We start from the raw sequence: 21,132 nt of genomic DNA, 5'->3' as shown, positions 1-21,132 counted from the left end.
TATTTTTCAGAATGTAACTCAATAAAAAAATCCCGAACCAACAAAAATTTGTCAATTCGGGACTTTTAATATTTAAAAGTAAAAGAAAACTACTCCCCTTTTCTCATTTTTTTCATTTCTTCAATTTTATCTTTCAAAGACTTTTCTTCTTCTTTAGGCTCCTCCAAATCATCTTCTAAATCGATGTCTTTTTTCTTCTTTTTTGGAGTTTCAGCTTTTACTTCTTCTTCAGCTTCTTCAGCAACTTCTTGAATTTCTTCAATTGTTTCTTCTGATGAATCGATAGCCTCTTCCTTTACTTCAACTTTTTCAATTGGAGTTTCAGGTTTAGCTTCTTCCTTAGCCTCTTCTTGAATTTCTTCAATTGTTTGCTCTGATGAATCGATAGTCTCTTCCTTTACTTCAACTTTTTCAATTGGAGTTTCAGGTTTAGCTTCTTCTTGAACTTCTGCAGTCTTCTCTTCTTTAGCATCAACAGTTTCTTCTTTTACCTCTTCTTTTTTAGTTGAAGCTTTTGCTTCTTTTGCCGGTTCTTCCGCTTCAAGTTCAGACTTTACTTCTTCTTTTGAACCTTCTTTGTCATCTGAATCAATAGCAGCCATGAATTTAGGTGCTTGACCATATTTCGATGCTCCAAGTCTTGGCTCAGCAGCTTTCTTTTCTACTTTTTTCGGTTCTTCTTTCTCTACTGAATCTTCTTTTGCAGCAATTGGAGTAGATTCTTTTTTATCATCACTCTCCTTTTTATCTTCATTTACAGAAAGATAAGAAGATTTCGCTTGACCATATTTTGAAGCAGCACTTTCACGTGGTGCAGCTGGTTCTGACTCAATTACTCTGCGTGTTGGATTGTATTCTTTGGTTTCTTTTTTGGCAACACTTCTTTTTTCTTCTCTTGGAGCTTCCTCTCTAGGTGAAGAATAGCTAGATGCTCTATCATCGTCAGAATTATCTTTCGAATCATCATCAGCTGCTAAATAAGAAGATTTTGCTGCACCATATTTTGAAGCAGCACTCTTACGAGGCTCAGTTCTTTCTGGAGTCGAAATCACCCTTCTTGTTGGATTGTATTCTTTCGCTACTCTTTTTTCAGAAGGCTTATCATCTCTTGGATTTTCATCATCATATCTTGAAGGCTTCTCCTCTCTTGTTGGTGTTGAAGCTCTTTCTTCGTTTACAAATTCCTCTTCAACTCTTTCTTCTCTTTTGCGCTTTTCTCTTCTGACTCCTCTCGGCTTAGCAATAATTCCGTCCTCTTCATCTTCAGTATTGTCATATTTTTTTGATCCAGCAAAAACTTGGAACTGACGCAAACTACATTCAAGATTACCATTGAAAACTTTAATTTTTCTACTCGGTCTTAAACCAATATTCTTTAAGGCATCAACATTAGAAGAAACTACCCAGCAATCATATCCTAAGAATTTTTGCTTAAACAAATCTCCCATTTCTGTATACAATTCTTCAACCTCCTCACCCATTCGTTCTCCATAAGGCGGATTACAAATCATGATTCCTTTTTCGTTTGGAGCTTCTAATTCCAGAGCATCTTTAATATCCCAAGTAATCATGTTTCCGATTGGAGCCATTCTACTATTTCTACGTGCTTTTTGAATCATTTCACCGTCGATGTCAGAAGCTAAAATATCAAACCCCAATTTAATCGGACGACTATTTCCTTCGCCTTTAACTCTTTCCCATGCATCAGCATCAAAAGATTTAAAATTCTTAAATGCAAAGTGACCTCTTTCAATCATTGCTGGAATATCTGCAGCCCAAAGAGCCGCTTCAATTGCAATAGTTCCAGCACCACACATTGGATCAATCAAAGTTGATTTTCTGTCCCAACCTGACATGCGCAAGATTCCTGCAGCAAGTACTTCGTTCATTGGAGCTTCACCCACTTCTTGTCGGTAACCTCTTTGAAACAAAGGAACACCACTTGTATTTAAGGAAATTACAACGTTTCTTTCTTTTATATAAACATCAAACATAACCTGCGGTGATTTCAAATTCACATCAGGACGTTTGTCATCACACTTCTCTCTAAACACATCGGCAATTGCATCTTTAACAACTAAAAATGGATATTGCGTATGCGTGAATAGCGTAGAAAAAACTGCACCTTTAACTGCAAATGTTTTATCTACATCAAAATAAGCTGGCCAGTCAATTTTCTTTGCTTCTTTATATAAATCTTCTTCCTTATATATATTGAAAGATTTAATTTTTACAAGAACAGAGATTGCTAATCGACAACGGTAATTAAGACGGTAAACATCTTCCCAATCACCATTCAGTTGAACCGCTCGATTTAAAATTTCAACGTTATCGTATCCCAATTCATTCAATTCTTCTTTGAGTATTTCTTCAAATCCGAAAAGTGTTTTAACAGTAATTACTAAATCTTTCATTTGTATTATTTAAATTCTCTTATTAATGGTAGTTTCCATGAAAACAGTACCGCTAAAGTTCTAAATGCGATGATAAAAATCATGCTTGACCACAAAAGCCAGGTGGTATCACCTTGACCAAAATAATCGCCTAGCAAATAAAACGTTCCTCCTAGCAAGCAAGGTATGGCATAAATTTCTTTTTTGAAAATCAATGGTATTTCATTACACAAAACATCACGCAACAATCCTCCAAAAGTTGCTGTTATCATGCCTAAAAACACCGCCGTTATTGCCAAAGCATCATGAGATAATCCTTTTTGGACACCCACAATAGTGAACACCGAAATTCCTACGGTGTCAAAGATAGACAATGTTCTTCTCCAAGACCTTAATTTTTTTCTAAAAATCATTCCTATTGTTGCACCACCAATCACGACAAGCAGTTGAGACAATGAAGTCATCCAAGCAATATCAACGTTTAACAGTAAATCTCTAATCGTTCCACCACCTAAAGCAGTGATAAAAGCAATGATATATCCACCAAGAATATCAAGATTTCTGTTTGCAGCTGTCAACATACCACTTATAGCAAAAGCAAACAATCCAATGTGGTCTAAAACTTCAAGCATTTATTATTTTTTCGGAATTAAGGTAAAATCTTATACTTTTGTACAAATTAACTCATTTAAAATAGCTTGAAAGACAAGATTTTACTTTTTTTATTTGTTTTTGGTGTATTCTGCTCTACAAATGTTTCAGCTCAACGCGTAGGAGTCGTCCTAAGTGGCGGAGGTGCAACAGGTTTAGCGCATATTGGCGTGCTCCAAGCATTAGAAGAAGCTGAAATTCCAATTGATTATATTTCAGGAACCAGTGCCGGAGCATTAATTGGCGCTTTGTATGCTTCAGGATATTCACCAGATGAGATAAAAGCTTATATTTTATCAGAACATTTTGAAAAAATGACCTCAGGTACAGTTTCAAAAGAAGAACGTTTTTTATTGAGGGAAAAATCAAAAGACGCTTCAATGTTGAACATCAACTTTGCAAAAGACAGTGTTTTCGTGAAATCCCTTCCTACAAATTTCTTAACTCCTTCCTATTTAGACTTCGAAACGATGCGCCTTATTGGACATACTGGAGCCTCGGTTGGAAAAGATTTCGATTCGCTATTTGTTCCATTTAGATGTGTGGCTTCTGATATTTACCTAAAAGAAAGTGTGATTTTTAAAAAAGGAGATCTGAATGCAGCTGTTAGAGCCTCCATGACTTATCCATTCTACATTAACCCTATTCGAATAGATGGAAAATTATTTTTTGATGGTGGACTTTACAATAACTTCCCTGCTGATGTCCTTTACCATGAATTTCCTGTCGACTATATTGTAGGAAGTAATGTTTCTTTAAACGCTTCGGCGCCTAGTGAAGATGATATCATTAGTCAAATCACAACCATGTTTGTACAGAAGACAAACTTTGAACTCCCCTGTTCTTACGGTGTGATTATAGAACCTCAAAACGACCTTGGAACCTTTGAGTTTGAAAGAGCTGATGAAGCCATTAAAAGTGGATATGATGCTGCACAGGTTTATATTGACAGTATTCTTCTGTATGTTCAAAAACGAGTTAAAGTATCTGAACTTGAAGAACGAAGAATTAAATTTAGAGCAAAGTTAAAACCTATCAAGATCAGTTCAATTAAAGTTTCTTCATACACTCCTGCTGATGTATCTTTCGTTGAAGACAATTTTAAACGAGACACTTTAAAAGAACCAATTACACTTGACGAATTTAGAAAACGCTACTACAGAGCTTATGCTACACATCAAATTAAGTACATTTTTCCTACATTAGAAAAAGAGAGTGATTCCACTTTTGCTCTTTCATTAGATGTTACAAAGCAAAAACCTTTAACGTTAAGTGTTGGAGGACATTTTTCTTCACGTCCAGTAAACACAGCCTACATTGGTTTATCTTATTGGGATTTAGGCAAAGGGGCGGTTGGAGTTCATGGTGAAGCATACTTCGGGAAATTTTATGGTTCTACTAAAATTAAAGTAGATTATGATTTACCAACCCTATTTCCAATCAGAATAAGTCCGTTTTTTGTATTAAATAGATGGGATTATTACCGAAGTTCATCGACTTTCTTTGAAGATATTAATCCTTCATTTTTGATTCAAAATGAAATGTATTATGGTATAAATGTTGGGATTCCAACCACAAGTAATGGTAAAACTTCTTTGGACATCAAGGTTTTTGAAAACACAGATCAATATTATCAAACATTAAATTTTTCAGAAAGTGATACAGCTGATGTAACCAGTTTCATTGGAGAATCGGTAGCTTTAAATTTTGAATACAACACCTTAAATAGAAAACAATGGGCATCAAAAGGAGCATTTTTGAAATCAAGTATTCGCTATGTTCAAGGAAAAGAAAATAGTGTTTCTGGAAATATTCCTGACAAAGAATATGATTTAAGAAGACAGCACCGATGGATAAATGTGTCATTGGAAGGACAAAAATTTTATGATATCGGTTCCTACTTTAAAATTGGTTTGTATGGAAAAGCTGTTCTAAATTCTCAATCGCTTTTTGCCAATTATACTGCTTCGATTTTAAATATGACAGAATTCTCACCACTTCCAGATAGTAAACCATTGTTTTTAAGGGAATATAGAGCACCACAATTTATTGGAGGAGGTCTGAATTTGATCTTTAATTACAATAAGTATTTCGAGTTTAGAATTGAGCCTTATTTCTTTCAACCATTTAGACAAATCATTCGTTTTCAAGATGAAGGTGAATTCGGATATTCTGATTTATTTGAAGAAGGACTTCCAATGATTGGTGCTTCATTAATTTTCCATACACCTATTGGTCCATTGAGGCTTTCAACGAATTATTTCCCGAAGCAAGATAAATCTTTTGTAACGCAATTAAGCTTTGGGTATGTACTTTTCAATGACCGTTCAATTCGTTAATCAAATTAAGCTTTTGTCCTTTTGAATCATTACTTTTGTAGAAATTATTAAAGTATGATATTACCTATTGTAGCATATGGTGACCCCGTATTAAAAGCTGAAGGAGTTGAAATAGATAAGGATTATGAAGGTTTGAAGGAACTTATCGACAACATGTGGGAAACGATGTATAACGCGCATGGAGTTGGGCTAGCTGCACCTCAAATTGGAAAATCTATTAGAATATTCATTGTTGATGCATCACCTTTTGCAGAAGATGACGAAGATGGCGAACCAGATCCTAAAGCAGCAGGTTTAGATGGATTTAAAAAAGTTTTCATCAATCCAATTATTGAAGAAGAAACAGGTGAAGAATGGTCTTTTCAAGAAGGATGTTTGAGTATTCCAACGATTAGAGAAGACGTTTTTAGAAAAGAAAAAATTACCATTACCTATTTTGATGAGAATTTTAAATTCCATGAAGAGTCTTATGATGGATATGCTGCACGAATTATTCAACATGAATATGATCACGTAGATGGAATCTTATTTACAGATCATCTTTCTACCCTAAAGAAAAAATTATTAACTAAAAAACTAGCTAATATTTCAAAAGGTATAGTTGATATAGACTACCGCATGAAATTTCCCGTTACTAAAAGAAAAAGATAATGAAAAAAATAATTTACGTTTTTAGTGTGCTGATTGTATTTGCTTCGTGTAATTCAAATAATGAAGAAGTAAAGGAAGAAAAAGAAGAAATGACTGTGGAAAGTATGAAAGCTTCCATTAAGGAAATGGATGATTCTTTGAAAGTCATGATGGATGAAGCGATTAAATCACCAGAATACAAAATGAACAGGGTTGCTTATCATGAAGCGATTAATAGAAACAAAGACTTTTATCAAACCTTCCCAAATGATCCTTATGCAGAAAAAGCGTTAGGGAAAATTGCTGGAATATATCTTCAACTAAATATTGAGGAAGAAGCTGTAAAATGGAGAGATACTTTATTGAATAACTATCCAAATACAGAAGATAAAATTGGTTTGTTGGAATTGCAAATGAATTATTACGATTACAATATGAATAACAAAGAAAAGATCAAGCATTATGCTAATCGTTTGTTGGCTATTGAAAATCTGTCTGAAGAAAAGCGTGAACAATATGAATTTCGTTTAGAACATATCGACAAATCTTTTGAAGAACTTATTGAACTTCAAATAATAGGTGATATGGAAAAGGTAAAAACAGAGCACCCGCAATAATATTTATAGATTATTCAATACGATTTAATCTTTTAAAGTACAACACGTAAAGACTTTTGTTAGAATTATAATCCAATCTGTTAACTATGCAGATGGTTTTTTTGGCTCTATATGAAATACTGTGGGTAATCTTAATCCTTCGAAAGAATTAATAGTTCTACTACGCATTTAACTGTAACCTACACGAGTTGTATTTTAAAGTATTTATCAGAATTATCATTTCATTTTTACAAGAAAGCACATGGCGGTCTGTATTTCAATTAATTATTCCCGGCGGGAGGGCATATTGATAGCCAAGGAAGTAAGTCCTTGGTTTAAAACAAATAGAGATAATACAAAACCCAACAAAATCGACCTAATCGCATGCAATTAGGTCGATTTTGTTAGGTTTTGTTTCGGTTTGTATCGTTTGGCGGATGGACTTACGTCCATCCATATTAACATGCCGTCCCTCGGGGACTTAGAATAATAAATACTTAATTAACAAGGACTTATAAGATTAAGAGAAATTTATTTTAATAGAAAGTTTCCATTTGAATAAAAGTAGAACCAAATTAACAATCGTTTAGCTTCAATTAAAACCATAGATTTTAAAACTACCCACATAAAATCATATAGAACCGTTTTTTTTTTCATAAAAGATAGGTTTTAGCTCATTTTTTAACAAAGCTTTAACTTCAATAAGCCTTTCGTGTTAAGGCTTTGTTAAAAAACTGAATGCTAGGTTAATTCGATATATATTTGGTTGAAACTAAAATTATAAACATGAAAAAAGTACTATTTACACTAAGCCTATTGTTCACCGCATTTTTAGGAATGAACTCAGCAATCGCTCAATCAGCTGTTGAATCAGGAGCACAAATTGAATTTGAAAAAGAAACACATGACTACGGAACAATTAGTCAATATGCAGACGGAACTTGTGAATTTAAGTTTACAAACACAGGAAACGAGCCTTTAGTTATTTCAAACGCAAAAGGATCTTGTGGATGTACTGTACCACAATGGCCACGTGAGCCAATCGCTCCAGGAAAATCAGGAGTTATAAAAGTAAAGTATGACACTAAACGTGTAGGGATTATTGGAAAAAGCGTTACGTTACAATCAAATGCGACTAACGAGCCAACAAAAACTATTCGTATCAAAGGAAATGTAAAAGCTGCACCTCAAGGAGGAGCACCTGTTAACAACAGTGGTGCACCAGCAGTAAACTAATTTAAAATATGAAGAACGTTTTCGTACTTCTATTAATGATTACAAATTCCGCTATTGGGTTCGCCCAGTATGCGGAATTTGCTTTTTTGGATAAAACCATGGAAATAATTATTAATGTTTAATTGGTAATGTTTAACGCGCGATTTTCCTTCGAAAAACATGAACAACAAAATCTTTTAACAGATTATAAGACTCAAAATGTTACAATATCCTATCTTCGTACTATAAAATTATACCATGTCAATTTCTGTAAAACATCTTACCAAATACTACGGAGAACAAGCCGCAGTAGACAATATTTCTTTTGAAGCGAAAAACGGTGAAATCTTAGGTTTCTTAGGTCCAAACGGAGCTGGAAAATCGACTACAATGAAGATCATTACCAGTTTTATTCCTGCAACAGAAGGAAGCGTTGAAGTTTGTGGAATGGACATAAAAAAGCATTCGCTTGAAGTAAGAAAGAAAATCGGTTATCTTCCTGAACACAACCCATTGTATTTGGACATGTACGTTAAGGAATACCTAGCTTTTGTGGGGAAAATCTACAAAGTAAAGAAGCTAAAAGACAGAGTTGCTGAAGTAATTGAATTGGTTGGACTGCAAAAAGAACAACACAAAGTAATTGGGCAACTTTCGAAAGGATATAGACAAAGGGTTGGATTAGCTCAAGCAATTATTCATGATCCTGAGGTACTTATTTTAGATGAGCCAACTTCTGGTTTAGATCCAAATCAATTGTCAGAAATTCGTGAGTTAATCAGAAAAATTGGTAAAGAAAAAACAGTAATGCTTTCAACGCATATCATGCAGGAAGTTGAAGCGATTTGTGACAGAGTAATCATTATCAAAAACGGTAAATTGGTAGCCAATGCAAAAGCTAGTGAATTACAATCCGATGTAAATAGTCAGGTGGTATTTGTTGAATTTGATACTGAAATTTCTAGAAATCGTTTAGCTAAAGTTCCAAATATTTCAAGGGTTGAAGAAATTACCAAAACAACATTCTTAGTCAAATCTGATTCTGGAATTGACTTACGTAAAACCATTGCAGCGTATGCGCAAGAAGAGAATTTACTGATTTTGACGATTCGTAAAGAAGAAAAGACCTTGGAAGAGGTTTTCAAAGACTACACTAGGTAATTATGAATTACGAATGATTAATTACGAATTATCAGCATCGTATTTAATACTTGAATAGTATGTTTTATGACTTTGAGTAGAACTCTAATTACTAATACACTGAGAAATTCAAACCTTATTTATTTTAAAGACCCGCTATATCTTTATAAATCAACCTGAGCAAAGCGAACACAAACCACGAATTCGTAATTCGTAATTAGAAAATTCGTAATTGATTTAAAGTACCACTTTACGGCTTTTCTCCATTGCGTGTTGCGCGAAATCTTCTCCAACTGAGCTTTTATAGTCATAGATATAATCTACATTCAGTTTTTCGAATATTTCTTTTTCATCTTCATAATGACAGATAGCAGCAATTTTGAATTCTCTCGTTTTCATTTTATTGATTTGCTTCATCGTGTTGTGATTTGAGGCATAATCACTCATTGCTAAAACAACAACATCTACTCTTTCCCAATTCGATTCATCCCAGAAATCTCTATCGGTGGAATCTCCCCAAACAACATTATTCCCTTCTTCTTTAAGTTGATTGACCTTGTCTCCATTATAATCGACTCCAATTACAGAGTCTGGAAAACTTTCCTTGAGGTGATAATAAGCAGGCAAACCAATACTTCCCAAACCAATGATAACATACTTTGCTTCTCCGCTAATTTGAGCTTGTTTATCTATCTCTTTTGATGTTCTGTTCCACTTCGTTAATGTACCTTGATATTTCTCAAACAATTCATAAGAACGAGAAATAATTGGTGAAGAAAGTAAGAAAGAAAGGCTCATAAATATAGCTAACGTTGTCAGCCAATCACTGTCTATCATTCCATTTGAAACAGCAACAGCACCCACGATTAGTCCAAATTCACTGTAATTTGACAAGTGCAAAGAAGTCAGGAAATTTGTTCTGGCCCGTAGTTGGAAATAAGAGAATATTCGAATAAACAAAAGTCCTTTGAATACTACGAATATCAGAAGTGAAAACGCGATAATGATATTTGTTAATGAAGGTACTCCCGACAATCCGATATTGATAAAGAATCCAATTAAAAAGAAATCCTTATAGCTCAACATTCTGTCGTACAGCTCCTCTTTTCTTGGATGATTTACCATTAGCATTCCGATTACCAGAGCACCTAGGTCATATTTCAAATCAACTAAGTCAAAAGCGAGTGCGCCAGCAATTAGAGGTGCGAAGAAACCAAAAACAGTCAGTAATTCACCATGACCCGCTTTATTAAGTAGTCGGTCTAAAACTAATTTTATGACATATAAATAAATAGGCAAAGCCAATACCCAAACAGAAGGCATTACACTTTTAGAAACCGTTAAAAAGACAACCGCAAAGATATCTTGTACAACCAAAATTCCAATAGCAAAACGTCCATGTCGGGAAGTAATTTCTCCACGTTCTTCAAGTGACTTTACAATAAAAACAGTACTTGAAAAGCTCAATGCAAAACCAATTGTCAATGCAGATTGAATTGACATATCAGCGAAATACTGAATTCCTAAGAAACTCACCCCAAAAATAACTCCACCTATAGCAAGTGTTGTAATAATAATGTGAGAGGAAGCAGTAATCAATATTTCGGGTTTAATCAGTTGCTTAATTTTGATTTTTAATCCGATGGTAAACAAGAGCAAGATAATCCCTAAATCAGAAAGTGGACCTAAAATTTCCTTTAAATTACCTTCTGTAAAACCTGAAATACTAAGGAAAAATCCAGTCGCAAGAAAGCCTAACAATGCAGGAAGTCCTAAACGCTTCATCAACAATCCACTTAAAAAAGCCATTGATAACCAAATTGCATCTATATATATTGCGTCTAAATCTACTGTACCCATCTATTCTATTAAATATATTTATGTGTTATTAATGACGGACATCAACTTTGAGTGGGTTGATAACCAAACACCCAACAAAAATAACTTTTGTTCGTTATAAAAAGAGTCTATTAAAAACGTTTTATCCACTTTTTAAAATAAAAGTAAGGAATAAATCCGCGCAGTACCATCCACATTATAATCGCATACCATATTATTTGTAGTCCCGGCATAAACTGATGTCCGATTAATAATACAGGTAAAAATCCAAATATTGTAGAAATAAATAAGATATTTCTCAAAAACTTTGCTTTTCCCATTCCTTTAAAAACACCATCCAAAGTAAAAGCAAGTGCATTTATGGGTAAACAAAGCGCAAATAATGGTAGAATTAAAGGGTATAAATTCCAAACTTCTTCGTTATTAATAATCAATCCCATTACCGAACTATTAAAAATCAAGAGTAATCCGGCCAAAGCAAAAGAGACAATTACACTTAAAAGCAGATTACGGTTGAGGTTTCTTTGCATTGCTTCTTTATTTCTCGCTCCCAAGAATTTCCCTGCCATAGCATTCGCTGAAGTTGCAAAAGAATCCAAAAAGAAGGCAGAGAACATCCATAAATTAAGCATTACAGCGTGAGTTGCTGCTTGAGCAGTTCCGTAAATATTGGCGAATTTGTGCGTTAACATTAAAGCAATATTTAGAACAATTGTTCTCAAGACAAGGTTTCCAGCAATCAATAAAAGGCCTACAAACTCTGGACTAATTCTTAAAGTGTGAATTAACTTGATTTTTGATTTATACAACAGGAAGTAAATGGTGAGCACAAACATCACAATCTGAGCAATGAAACTTGCCCAAGCTGCTCCTTCTACTCCCATTGGCTCAACTAAATCCCACCAACCCAAGACGAAAATAAAATCCAAGATAATATTCACACTTCCTCCGATAATTGAAATCACCATGGCCCACCACGTATTTTGCACGCCTCTAAAAACGCCAAAAATCGAGAACGTGATTAGCGTTAAAGGAAATCCTAAAACCCGAATATTGAAATACGCTGTGGCATCTTCCAAAATAGGACCAGTTGCAGAAAGTAAATTTTCGAAAACCCAAGCGGAAGTAAAATATGTTCCTAGCATAGCCAAAACTCCAACAATGGCATTGAAGTATATCATTTGTGGAATCAAACTGGACATTACGCGCATTCTCATTGAACCATAAGCTTGCGAAACTACTGCCGAAATTGCACTTTTCATTTGAGCAAAAATCCAAACCAAAGCAGAAATTAAACTTCCTGCAATTCCCACTGCTGCAACTGCCGATAGATTTTCGTTGGAATCTGCAAAGCTATCATAACCGATATTTCCAACTACTGCGAGGTCTGTTAATGAAAGAACGGGTTCCACGATTCCACCAAGCATAGCTGGTAATGCTAATTTCCAAATGGAACGGTATGTGGGTTGTTTTTGAATTTTGCAGGGTTATGGGTGGTAAAGGTAGGGAATTTTTAAAATGTGGGGTGGTAATTTTGGATTGTGGTAGGGTAATTTTGTTTTGTGGTGGGATTATTTTGAATTGTGGTGGTACATTTTGGATTGTGGTGGTGCATTTTTTTCCCGTGGAGGCGCAATGCATTGCGCCTCCACTGGAAAAAAATGATGACCATAATCTAAAATCTAAACATTTTGGTTATCTTAATGGTAATTAAACAAAACAACCACTTTAAATCAAAATCATGAAAAGGCTATATAAAAACAAATACCGTGTTGATACATTTCGATGGGTAAATTGGAATTATGCTTGGTGCGCTGACTATTTTATAACTGTTCTAACTTACGATAAACAATGTTTCTTTGGAGAAATTACAGATAAAAAAGCTCAATTATCAAAAATAGGCGAAATTGTAAAAAATGAATGGGAAAAAACTTTTGAAATGAGGCCTGACATGAATTTAACGATGGGTGAATATGTAATAATGCCTAATCATATTCATGCTATTATTAGAATTGGCAAAAATGAATTCAATTCTCAAAATTCATTAAACGATATCAATGTGAAAAGTAAATTTGGACCTCAATCAAAAAATATTGGATCGATAATGAGAGGATTCAAATCTTCGGTGACAATGAAAGCACGGTTAATAAATTCTAATTTCAAATGGAAAACTCGATTTCATGACCACGTCATAAGGAATAATTGGGCTTTTTACAATATCGAAAAGTACATTATCGAAAATCCTGAAAAATGGAAGGAGGAATAAAATTAAAAATATAGGAACTTCTTAAATCCAAATTGTCACTTTTTTGATAAAAATTGATTCTAGTTGTTCAAATTTTAAATAAAACAGTACATTTACCCCAAGAAAAAACACAAAATGAATTTTATACAATTACATCATCATCATTTTCATATTTGCCCTCAGGCGAGTTGATAATGATATGTAATTAAAATAATATATCTATTAAACACCGGCTGAGTAAATCAGACGGTGTTTTTTTTGTGCCCAAAAATTTACTCAGACCATTATTTAAATTAAGAAATGAGTAAATTAAAAATTGCAATCCAAAAGAGCGGACGCTTAAATGAAGATTCGCTAAATCTCCTAAAAGCTTGTGGTATTGCCATAGACAATGGGAAAGACCAATTAAAAGTAGCCGTAGCTAATTTCCCGATGGAGATTTTGTACCTGCGCAATTCAGATATTCCACAATATTTAGAAGATGGAACTGTCGACATTGCCATTGTTGGAGAAAACCTATTAATTGAACAACAAAAACAAGTTGAAATTGTCGAAAAATTAGGCTTTTCAAAATGCAGGGTTTCATTGGCTGTACCAAAGGATGTAGAAGATGAAAGCATCAACTATCTGAACAATAAAAAGATTGCCACTTCTTATCCTGTGACCTTAAAAGCATTCTTAGACCAAAACAATATTCAAGCTGAAATTCACACAATTTCAGGATCTGTGGAAATTGCTCCTAACATAGGTTTGGCTGATGGAATTTGTGATATCGTAAGTTCTGGAAATACACTTTTCAGAAATGGATTAAAGGAAACACAAGTTATTCTTCAATCTGAAGCAGTTTTGGTAAAATCAAAAAAACTGAATGCTGAACAAGAAGAAATTCTAGACAAATTACTATTCAGAATTAAAGCCGTTCAAAAAGCTAAGAACAGTAAGTACATTCTATTGAATGTTCCCAATGATAAAATTGAAGCGGTAACAAAAATTCTACCTGTTCTAAAAAGTCCAACGATTCTTCCATTGGCGCAAGAAGGCTGGAGTTCCTTGCACTCGGTTATTGCTGAAGGAGAATTCTGGGATGTAATCGATTCTTTAAAAACTGCAGGCGCTGAAGATATTTTAATTGTACCAATCGATAAAATGGTGAGCTAATGAAAACATATAATAATCCAACAAAAGAAAACTGGAATGCGCTCACAAAGCGTCCAGCAATAGATCAGAAAGAACTCGGTGATTTGGTTACTTCTATCATTGAAAACGTAAAATCAAAAGGTAATCTAGCATTGAAAGAATATGCGCTTCAATTCGATAAAGTAACATTAAACGAGCTGACTGTTTCCAAAGAAGAAATTGAAAAAGCGAAGACTTCGGTACCACAAGAACTCAAGGATGCCATTCAATTGGCGTATGGTAATATTTACACTTTTCACACCTCACAACAAACCACTGAAGCAGTTATAGAAACTGTAAAAGGAGTAAAATGTTGGAGAAAATCTGTCGGAATAGAGAAAGTCGGACTGTACATTCCTGGAGGAAGCGCTCCCCTATTTTCAACGATTCTCATGTTGGGAATTCCAACAAAAATAGCGGCATGTAAAGAAGTTATTTTATGTACGCCACCAAGTAAAGATGGAACCATCAATCCTGCGATTTTATTCACTGCAGATCTAGTTGGAATCACTAAGATATACAAAGCTGGAGGCGCACAAGCAATCGCTGCAATGGCAGTTGGAACAGAAACAATCCCTCAAGTTTATAAGATTTTTGGACCAGGAAACCAATATGTGACAAAAGCCAAAGAACTCATTCAACAAATGGGAGTCGCAATTGATATGCCTGCTGGTCCAAGCGAAGTATTGGTCATTGCCGACAGAACATGCAATCCGGAATTTGTTGCTGCAGACTTACTTTCTCAAGCTGAGCATGGTCCAGATAGTCAAGTGGTTTTGTTAAGTGATTCTGAAGAAACCCTAACTAAATGTAAAATTGCAGTAGAGCGACAAGTTCAATTACTACCCAGAAAAGACACCGCTTTAAAAGCATTGGAAAACAGTACAGCGATTGTGTTTAAAAACATGGTTGAATGTATTGAATTTAGTAATCAATATGCTCCTGAACATTTAATCATCGCTTCAGAAAATGCCAATCAATACGTGAATGACATTACCAATGCAGGTTCAGTATTCTTAGGAAATTATAGTTGTGAATCTGCAGGAGATTATGCCAGCGGGACAAATCACACTTTGCCGACAAATGGTTTTGCGAAGAATTACAGCGGTGTTTCTTTAGACAGTTTTGTTAAGAAAATCACCTTTCAAGAATTGAATCAACAAGGAATAGAGAATATAGGTGAAGCCATTGAAATCATGGCAGAAGCTGAAGGATTATTTGCACACAAAAATGCCGTTACATTAAGATTAAATGAAATTAGAAATGATAGAAATTAAAAATCTTGTGCGTTCCAACATTTTGGAATTACAACCTTACTCTAGCGCGAGAAGTGAATTCACTGGAAAGGAAGGAATCTTTTTAGACGCCAATGAAAATCCATTTGGAACTATGAATCGTTATCCTGATCCTTACCAAAGTGAACTCAAACAGAAATTAGCAGATTTAAAGGGAGTCACTCCGCAAAATATATTCATAGGAAATGGAAGCGATGAAGTTATAGATTTGGCCTTTAGGATTTTCTGTGATCCTGGAAAAGACAAAGCATTGACCTTCTCTCCTACTTATGGAATGTATGATGTTTCTGCTGGAATCAATAACGTAGAATTAATACAATTGCCTTTAAGTGCAGATTTTCAAATTGATTTAGAAGCTTTAAAACCTTACTTCGATGACAGCAAGATAAAGTTGATGTTCATCTGTTCGCCCAACAATCCAACAGGGAATTTAATTGACCAGAAAGCAATTGACTTTATTCTTGAAAATTTTAAAGGAATTGTAATTGTTGATGAAGCCTATATCGATTTTGCAGAAGGAGATTCGCTTACCAAAAAGATTAATCAATACAATAATCTCATTGTGAGTCAAACCTTCAGTAAAGCTTGGGGATTGGCTGCTGCAAGAGTAGGAACAGCTTATGCTGGTGATGAAATCATTAGTTTATACAACAAAGTGAAACCGCCTTACAACATCAGTCAATTAAATCAGAAGGCAGCAAACGAAGCTCTGAACAACTTCAATAATTATGAAGCGAATTTAAACCTGATTTTAAGCGAACGAAAAAGAGTAGAAAACGTACTTTTAAAGATTGAAAAAGTAAAGAAAATCTACCCTTCAGATGCCAACTTCATTCTTATTGAAGTAGAAAATGCAGATCAAATTTATACAACATTGGTAGAACAAAATATCATTACACGAAATCGAAATAAGCAAGTGAAAAACTGTATTCGTATTTCAATTGGAACACCAGAAGAAAACGACACATTAATTAATAGATTAAAAAACATACAATGAAAAAAGCACTATTCATAGACAGAGACGGAACGCTTGTAATTGAGCCTCCAGTAGATTATCAATTGGACAGTTTAGAAAAATTAGAATTCTATCCTGGCGTTTTTCAGTGGTTGGCAAAAATCGCTACAGAAATGGATTATGAGTTAGTCATGGTGACAAATCAGGACGGACTAGGAACAGATTCATTTCCAGAAGATACTTTTTGGCCAGCACAAAACAAAGTCATTCAAGCCTTTAAAAATGAAGGAGTGATATTCGATGACATATTGATTGACAAGAGTTTTCCAGCAGACAATGCACCAACAAGAAAGCCGAGAACGGGATTAATGCAAAAATACATTCACGGAAATTACGATTTAGCGAATTCATTTGTAATTGGTGATCGTGCAACAGATGTAGAATTAGCAATTAATCTTAAATCTCAAGCCATTTTTATTGGAGAAGAAGATGAAAGAGCAGCATTAAGCACGAAAAACTGGAGTGAAATTTATCAATTCTTAAAAGCCATTCCACGCAAAGGAAAAGTAAGTCGAATTACCAACGAAACATCTATCGCCATTGAAGTCAACTTAGACGGAAGTGGAAAATCAAAATTAGATACTGGAATTCCATTTTTCGACCACATGCTAGAGCAAATCGCAAAGCATGGAAACCTCGACTTAGCAATTCAAGTCAAAGGGGATTTAGAAATAGATGAACACCACACCATTGAAGACGTTGCGATAACTTTAGGAGAAGCGTTTTTAAAAGCTTTGGGAAGTAAAAAAGGAATCGAACGTTATGGTTTCTTATTACCAATGGATGATTGTTTGGCGCAAGTAGGACTTGACTTTGGTGGTCGACCTTGGTTAATGTGGGAAGCGGAATTCAAGCGTGAAATGGTTGGAGATATGCCGACGGAAATGTTTATGCACTTCTTTAAATCATTCAGTGATGCTGCAAGATGCAACCTGAACATTAAAGCAGAAGGAGAAAATGAACACCACAAGATTGAAGCAATTTTCAAAGCATTTGCTAAATCAATTAAGATGGCCGTGAGCAAGACTGGCAACTACAGTATTCCGAGTACAAAAGGCACATTATGATCGCAATAATAAAATACAACGCAGGAAATATTCAGTCTGTTCAGAATGCACTTAACAACTTAGGTTATGAAAGTGTAATCACGGATGACAAAGCAACAATTCTTGCTGCAGATAAAGTAATTTTCCCCGGAGTGGGTGAAGCAAGTTCTGCAATGAAATATTTGAAAGAGAGAAAACTTGACGAAGTAATTTGTTCCATTACGCAACCCTTTTTAGGAATTTGCTTAGGCTTACAACTCATGTGCAAAAGTTCTGAAGAAGGTCAAACCGAATGTTTGGGAATCTTCGATACACCCGTTAAATTATTTCCACCAAAGGAAAAAGTACCGCACATGGGATGGAATAATTGCACGGAATTGCAAGGTCCACTCTTTGAAAACGTTGAATTGGAAGAAGATGTTTATTACGTTCACAGTTATTATGCTGAGGTTTGTGAAAACACCATTGCGACTTGTGATTACATCAATCCATTTAGTGCAGCATTTAACAAAGACAACTTCTACGCAACGCAATTTCACCCAGAAAAATCTGCAGATGTGGGAATGAAAATCCTTAAAAACTTTTTGAAATTATGAGAATTATACCCGCAATCGACATTATAGATGGAAAATGTGTAAGACTTTCCAAAGGAGATTATGACACAAAAAAAGTATACAGCGAAAATCCATTAGAAATTGCAAAAGCATTTGAAGACAATGGAATAAACTTTTTACATGTTGTGGATTTAGATGGAGCAAAAGCACAGCAAATCATCAACCACAAAATTCTTGAACAAATTTGCTCGAAGACGAATCTAAAAATAGATTTTGGAGGCGGATTAAAATCAGATGAAGACCTAAAAATAGCATTTGAAAGTGGCGCCAATCAAATTACTGGAGGAAGTATCGCAGTGAAGCAGCCTGAAGTATTCAAAGGGTGGCTTCAAAAATACGGCAGCGATAAAATTATTTTAGGTGCGGATTGCAGAGACCGAAAAATAGCAACCAACGGTTGGACAGAAAGTGCTGATGTTGATGTCGTAGATTTCATTTTAGATTATGAAAAAGAAGGCGCAAGCTATGTGATATGCACAGACATTTCAAAAGATGGAATGTTAGCCGGTACCTCTAACGAACTCTATTCGGAAATCATTCAGAAAAGTAAAGTCAAACTCATTGCCAGCGGTGGAGTTTCATGTATTCAGGATTTGTATTTACTCCATGAAATGGGTTGTGAAGGAGCAATCATTGGGAAGGCTTTCTACGAAGGTAAAATCACAATGAAGCAACTAACCGAATTCATAAACGAAATAGCTTAATCATGCTGAAAAAGAGAATTATACCCTGTTTGGATATCAAGGATGGAAGAACGGTGAAAGGAATTAACTTCGTTGACATAAAAGACGCTGGAGATCCAATCGAATTAGCAAAAAAGTACGTTTTGGAAGGCGCCGATGAATTGGTTTTTTTAGACATTACCGCGACCATAGAAAATCGTAAAACTTTGATTGATTTAGTGAAAAAAGTCGCACAAGAAATCAACATTCCATTTACCGTTGGCGGAGGAATTAATTCGGTTGAAGACGTGCGTCAAATCATAAAAGCGGGAGCAGATAAAGTCAGTGTTAATTCATCGGCTGTAAAACGACCAACATTGATCAAAGAAATTGCTCAAGAATTTGGAGGTCAATGTGTAGTAGTCGCCATTGACACAAAATTTGAAAACAACGAATGGAAAGTTTTTGTTCATGGTGGAAGAACGGCTACACCACTCAAAACGGTGAATTGGGCAAAAGAAGTTGAAGCATTAGGTGCAGGAGAAATCTTATTGACTTCGATGAACAACGATGGAACGAAAAGTGGATTTGCTTTAGACATTACGCAACAGGTTTCAGAAGCAGTGAATATTCCAATTATTGCATCAGGAGGTGCAGGGAAAATGGAACATTTTAAAGATGTATTTGAAAAAACGGGTGCTACAGGTGCTTTAGCAGCAAGTATTTTCCATTATGGTGAAATACCTATTCCACAGTTAAAAGATTATTTAAAAACTCAAAAAATTGCAATACGATGATAGATTTTAAAAAAGGAGATGGCTTAGTTCCAGTTGTAGTTCAGGACAACAATACTTTACAAGTGCTTATGCTTGGCTACATGAATGAGGAAGCTTACGAAAAAACAAAAGCTGAGCGAAGAGTAACATTTTTTAGTCGAAGCAAAAATAGACTGTGGACAAAAGGAGAAACTTCAGAAAACTTTTTAGAAGTTGTAGACATTCAAATTGACTGCGACCAAGACAGTATATTGATTAAAGCAATTCCTGCTGGACCAACTTGCCATACTGGAAGCACTTCTTGTTTTAAGGAAGAGACTCCAAAAGGATTTATGTACACTTTAGAATCTATTATTCACCAAAGGATTGATGAAAATGATGAAAGTTCATACACCAATCAATTGTACAGAAGAGGAATCAATAAAGTGGCTCAAAAAGTAGGTGAAGAAGCAGTCGAATTGGTAATTGAAGCCAAAGACGACAACGCCGATTTATTTAAGAATGAGGCCGCTGATTTGATGTATCATTATTTGATTTTGTTAAAAGCGAAAGGATTCAAATTAGAGGATATTGAGCAGGTATTGAAGGAGCGTAATGAATGATTCATTTCAAAAGCATCAAAAACTGGAAAGGGAAATAATTCATAGAAAAATATGATTAATTTAGCGCTTTCTAAAAAACAATTTAAATGGGAATCTTAGAAGCAATCATACTGGGAATTGTACAAGGGTTAACGGAATTTCTTCCAGTTTCGAGCAGTGGACATCTTGAAATCGTGAAAGCTATTTTCGGGAATGAAGATGTTGGAGAATTAAGCATGATGACAACTGTTGTGCTACATTTCGCCACCGCCTTAAGTACTCTTGTCGTTTTTAGAAAAGACGTTGCTGAAATTCTAAAAGGATTATTTCAATTCAAAAAGAATGATGAATTAATGTTCTCTTTGAAAATCATTTTATCCATGATTCCAGCTGCTTTTGTTGGATTCTTTTTTGAAGACGTAATCGATTCATTTTTCAATAGTCAAATCTTGTTGGTCGGATTTATGTTGTTGATTACAGGCCTCATCCTATTCCTAGCGGACAAAGCGAAAAACACTAATAAGGATGTGAGTTTTAAGAATGCATTTATCATTGGAATCGCGCAAGCAATTGCTATTCTCCCAGGGGTTTCTCGCTCTGGAGCTACGATTGGAACTTCAGTTCTTTTAGGAATTGACCGTGAGAAATCTGCACGTTTTTCTTTCTTAATGGTTGTTCCATTGATATTTGGTAAAATAGCAAAAGACCTTTTAGATGGAGGATTCTCAGGAGAAAATATTCCTTTTCTATCTTTATCCTTAGGATTTGTAGCCGCATTTGTAACAGGATTAATCGCATGTACTTGGATGATTTCAATTGTGAAAAAGAGCAAACTTTCTTATTTCTCTATCTACTGTTTTATAGTGGGAACAATTGCAATTGTTTGGTCAGTAGTTTAAAAAAAAGCATTAAAAATTAT

At 34.8% G+C, this 21,132-nt stretch carries 21 protein-coding genes; 16 read left to right on the top strand and 5 right to left on the bottom strand.

What is annotated here, in order from left to right; all coding sequences use genetic code 11:
• Positions 1-89 precede the first annotated feature (89 nt).
• A complete protein-coding gene (locus tag ERX46_RS02275) occupies positions 90-2,414 on the bottom strand; it encodes a THUMP domain-containing protein (RefSeq protein ID WP_130092209.1) in 2,325 nt (774 codons plus the stop codon).
• Positions 2,415-2,419: 5 nt separating this feature from the next.
• Positions 2,420-3,025: a trimeric intracellular cation channel family protein gene (locus tag ERX46_RS02270; protein ID WP_130092208.1), complete on the bottom strand. Its 606-nt coding sequence runs from the start codon at positions 3,023-3,025 to the stop codon at positions 2,420-2,422.
• Positions 3,026-3,091: 66 nt separating this feature from the next.
• Here ERX46_RS02270 and ERX46_RS02265 point away from each other — a divergent pair, with 66 nt between their 5' ends.
• The 3 genes from ERX46_RS02265 to ERX46_RS02255 are packed head-to-tail and all read left to right on the top strand — an operon-like array spanning position 3,092 to position 6,630.
• Complete coding sequence (locus tag ERX46_RS02265; RefSeq protein WP_130092207.1) at positions 3,092-5,383, top strand: patatin-like phospholipase family protein; 2,292 nt, start codon at positions 3,092-3,094, stop codon at positions 5,381-5,383.
• 54 nt (positions 5,384-5,437) lie between these two features.
• A complete protein-coding gene (def, locus tag ERX46_RS02260; protein ID WP_130092206.1) occupies positions 5,438-6,034 on the top strand; it encodes a peptide deformylase in 597 nt (198 codons plus the stop codon).
• Positions 6,034-6,630 carry an outer membrane protein assembly factor BamD gene (locus tag ERX46_RS02255; RefSeq protein ID WP_130092205.1) on the top strand — a complete coding sequence of 199 codons (597 nt, stop codon included), beginning with the start codon at positions 6,034-6,036 and terminating at the stop codon, positions 6,628-6,630. Before def ends, ERX46_RS02255 begins: the two co-directional genes overlap by 1 nt.
• 510 nt (positions 6,631-7,140) lie before the next feature.
• Here the strand turns inward: ERX46_RS02255 and ERX46_RS17745 are convergent.
• Positions 7,141-7,266: a hypothetical protein gene (locus ERX46_RS17745; protein WP_262708067.1), complete on the bottom strand. Its 126-nt coding sequence runs from the start codon at positions 7,264-7,266 to the stop codon at positions 7,141-7,143.
• A 129-nt stretch (positions 7,267-7,395) separates the two neighbouring features.
• On the opposite strand from ERX46_RS17745, the gene ERX46_RS02250 reads away from it, so the two are divergent.
• Positions 7,396-7,845: a DUF1573 domain-containing protein gene (locus ERX46_RS02250; RefSeq protein WP_130092204.1), complete on the top strand. Its 450-nt coding sequence runs from the start codon at positions 7,396-7,398 to the stop codon at positions 7,843-7,845.
• Between the two features lie 237 nt (positions 7,846-8,082).
• The gene (gene gldA / locus ERX46_RS02245; protein ID WP_130092203.1) at positions 8,083-8,985 is read left to right on the top strand and encodes a gliding motility-associated ABC transporter ATP-binding subunit GldA; all 903 of its coding nucleotides are present in this window, start codon (positions 8,083-8,085) and stop codon (positions 8,983-8,985) included.
• A 216-nt stretch (positions 8,986-9,201) separates the two neighbouring features.
• On the opposite strand, the gene ERX46_RS02240 is transcribed toward gldA, so the two are convergent.
• Positions 9,202-10,824, bottom strand: coding sequence for a cation:proton antiporter family protein (locus tag ERX46_RS02240; RefSeq protein WP_130092202.1), 1,623 nt, complete (start codon positions 10,822-10,824; stop codon positions 9,202-9,204).
• 110 nt (positions 10,825-10,934) lie between these two features.
• On the bottom strand, positions 10,935-12,230 hold the full coding sequence (locus ERX46_RS02235; RefSeq protein ID WP_130092201.1) for an MATE family efflux transporter: 1,296 nt from the start codon (positions 12,228-12,230) through the stop codon (positions 10,935-10,937).
• A gap of 32 nt (positions 12,231-12,262) precedes the next feature.
• Between ERX46_RS02235 and ERX46_RS02230 the strand changes: the two genes are divergently transcribed.
• From ERX46_RS02230 to ERX46_RS02180, 11 genes are all read left to right on the top strand, one after another.
• Positions 12,263-12,517 (top strand): hypothetical protein, encoded by a 255-nt coding sequence (locus ERX46_RS02230; protein ID WP_130092200.1) that lies wholly within the window; start codon positions 12,263-12,265, stop codon positions 12,515-12,517.
• A gap of 27 nt (positions 12,518-12,544) precedes the next feature.
• Positions 12,545-13,069, top strand: a complete 525-nt coding sequence (locus ERX46_RS02225) for a transposase (protein ID WP_130092199.1) — start codon at positions 12,545-12,547, stop codon at positions 13,067-13,069.
• A gap of 279 nt (positions 13,070-13,348) precedes the next feature.
• Positions 13,349-14,206 carry an ATP phosphoribosyltransferase gene (gene hisG, locus ERX46_RS02220; RefSeq protein ID WP_130092198.1) on the top strand — a complete coding sequence of 286 codons (858 nt, stop codon included), beginning with the start codon at positions 13,349-13,351 and terminating at the stop codon, positions 14,204-14,206.
• Positions 14,206-15,501, top strand: coding sequence for a histidinol dehydrogenase (gene hisD, locus ERX46_RS02215; RefSeq protein ID WP_130092197.1), 1,296 nt, complete (start codon positions 14,206-14,208; stop codon positions 15,499-15,501). Before hisG ends, hisD begins: the two co-directional genes overlap by 1 nt.
• Positions 15,488-16,516: a histidinol-phosphate transaminase gene (gene hisC / locus ERX46_RS02210; RefSeq protein ID WP_242494519.1), complete on the top strand. Its 1,029-nt coding sequence runs from the start codon at positions 15,488-15,490 to the stop codon at positions 16,514-16,516. Before hisD ends, hisC begins: the two co-directional genes overlap by 14 nt.
• Positions 16,513-17,601, top strand: coding sequence for a bifunctional histidinol-phosphatase/imidazoleglycerol-phosphate dehydratase HisB (hisB, locus tag ERX46_RS02205; RefSeq protein WP_130092195.1), 1,089 nt, complete (start codon positions 16,513-16,515; stop codon positions 17,599-17,601). The genes hisC and hisB overlap by 4 nt, the downstream gene beginning before the upstream one ends.
• Positions 17,598-18,176 (top strand): imidazole glycerol phosphate synthase subunit HisH, encoded by a 579-nt coding sequence (gene hisH / locus ERX46_RS02200; protein ID WP_130092194.1) that lies wholly within the window; start codon positions 17,598-17,600, stop codon positions 18,174-18,176. The genes hisB and hisH overlap by 4 nt, the downstream gene beginning before the upstream one ends.
• Entirely contained in the window at positions 18,173-18,898 is a 726-nt protein-coding gene (hisA, locus tag ERX46_RS02195) for a 1-(5-phosphoribosyl)-5-[(5-phosphoribosylamino)methylideneamino]imidazole-4-carboxamide isomerase (protein ID WP_130092193.1), read from the top strand. The genes hisH and hisA overlap by 4 nt, the downstream gene beginning before the upstream one ends.
• Before the next feature lie 2 nt (positions 18,899-18,900).
• Entirely contained in the window at positions 18,901-19,653 is a 753-nt protein-coding gene (hisF, locus tag ERX46_RS02190) for an imidazole glycerol phosphate synthase subunit HisF (protein ID WP_130092192.1), read from the top strand.
• Positions 19,650-20,234 carry a bifunctional phosphoribosyl-AMP cyclohydrolase/phosphoribosyl-ATP diphosphatase HisIE gene (gene hisIE, locus ERX46_RS02185; protein WP_130092191.1) on the top strand — a complete coding sequence of 195 codons (585 nt, stop codon included), beginning with the start codon at positions 19,650-19,652 and terminating at the stop codon, positions 20,232-20,234. The genes hisF and hisIE overlap by 4 nt, the downstream gene beginning before the upstream one ends.
• 86 nt (positions 20,235-20,320) lie before the next feature.
• On the top strand, positions 20,321-21,112 hold the full coding sequence (locus ERX46_RS02180) for an undecaprenyl-diphosphate phosphatase (protein WP_130092190.1): 792 nt from the start codon (positions 20,321-20,323) through the stop codon (positions 21,110-21,112).
• Positions 21,113-21,132: the final 20 nt, after the last annotated feature.

Source organism: Brumimicrobium glaciale (assembly GCF_004152935.1).
Classification (GTDB): domain Bacteria; phylum Bacteroidota; class Bacteroidia; order Flavobacteriales_D; family Crocinitomicaceae; genus Brumimicrobium; species Brumimicrobium glaciale.
The sequence above is the reverse complement of the archived record's forward strand: the minus strand, read 5'-3'. Positions and strand labels throughout refer to the sequence as shown.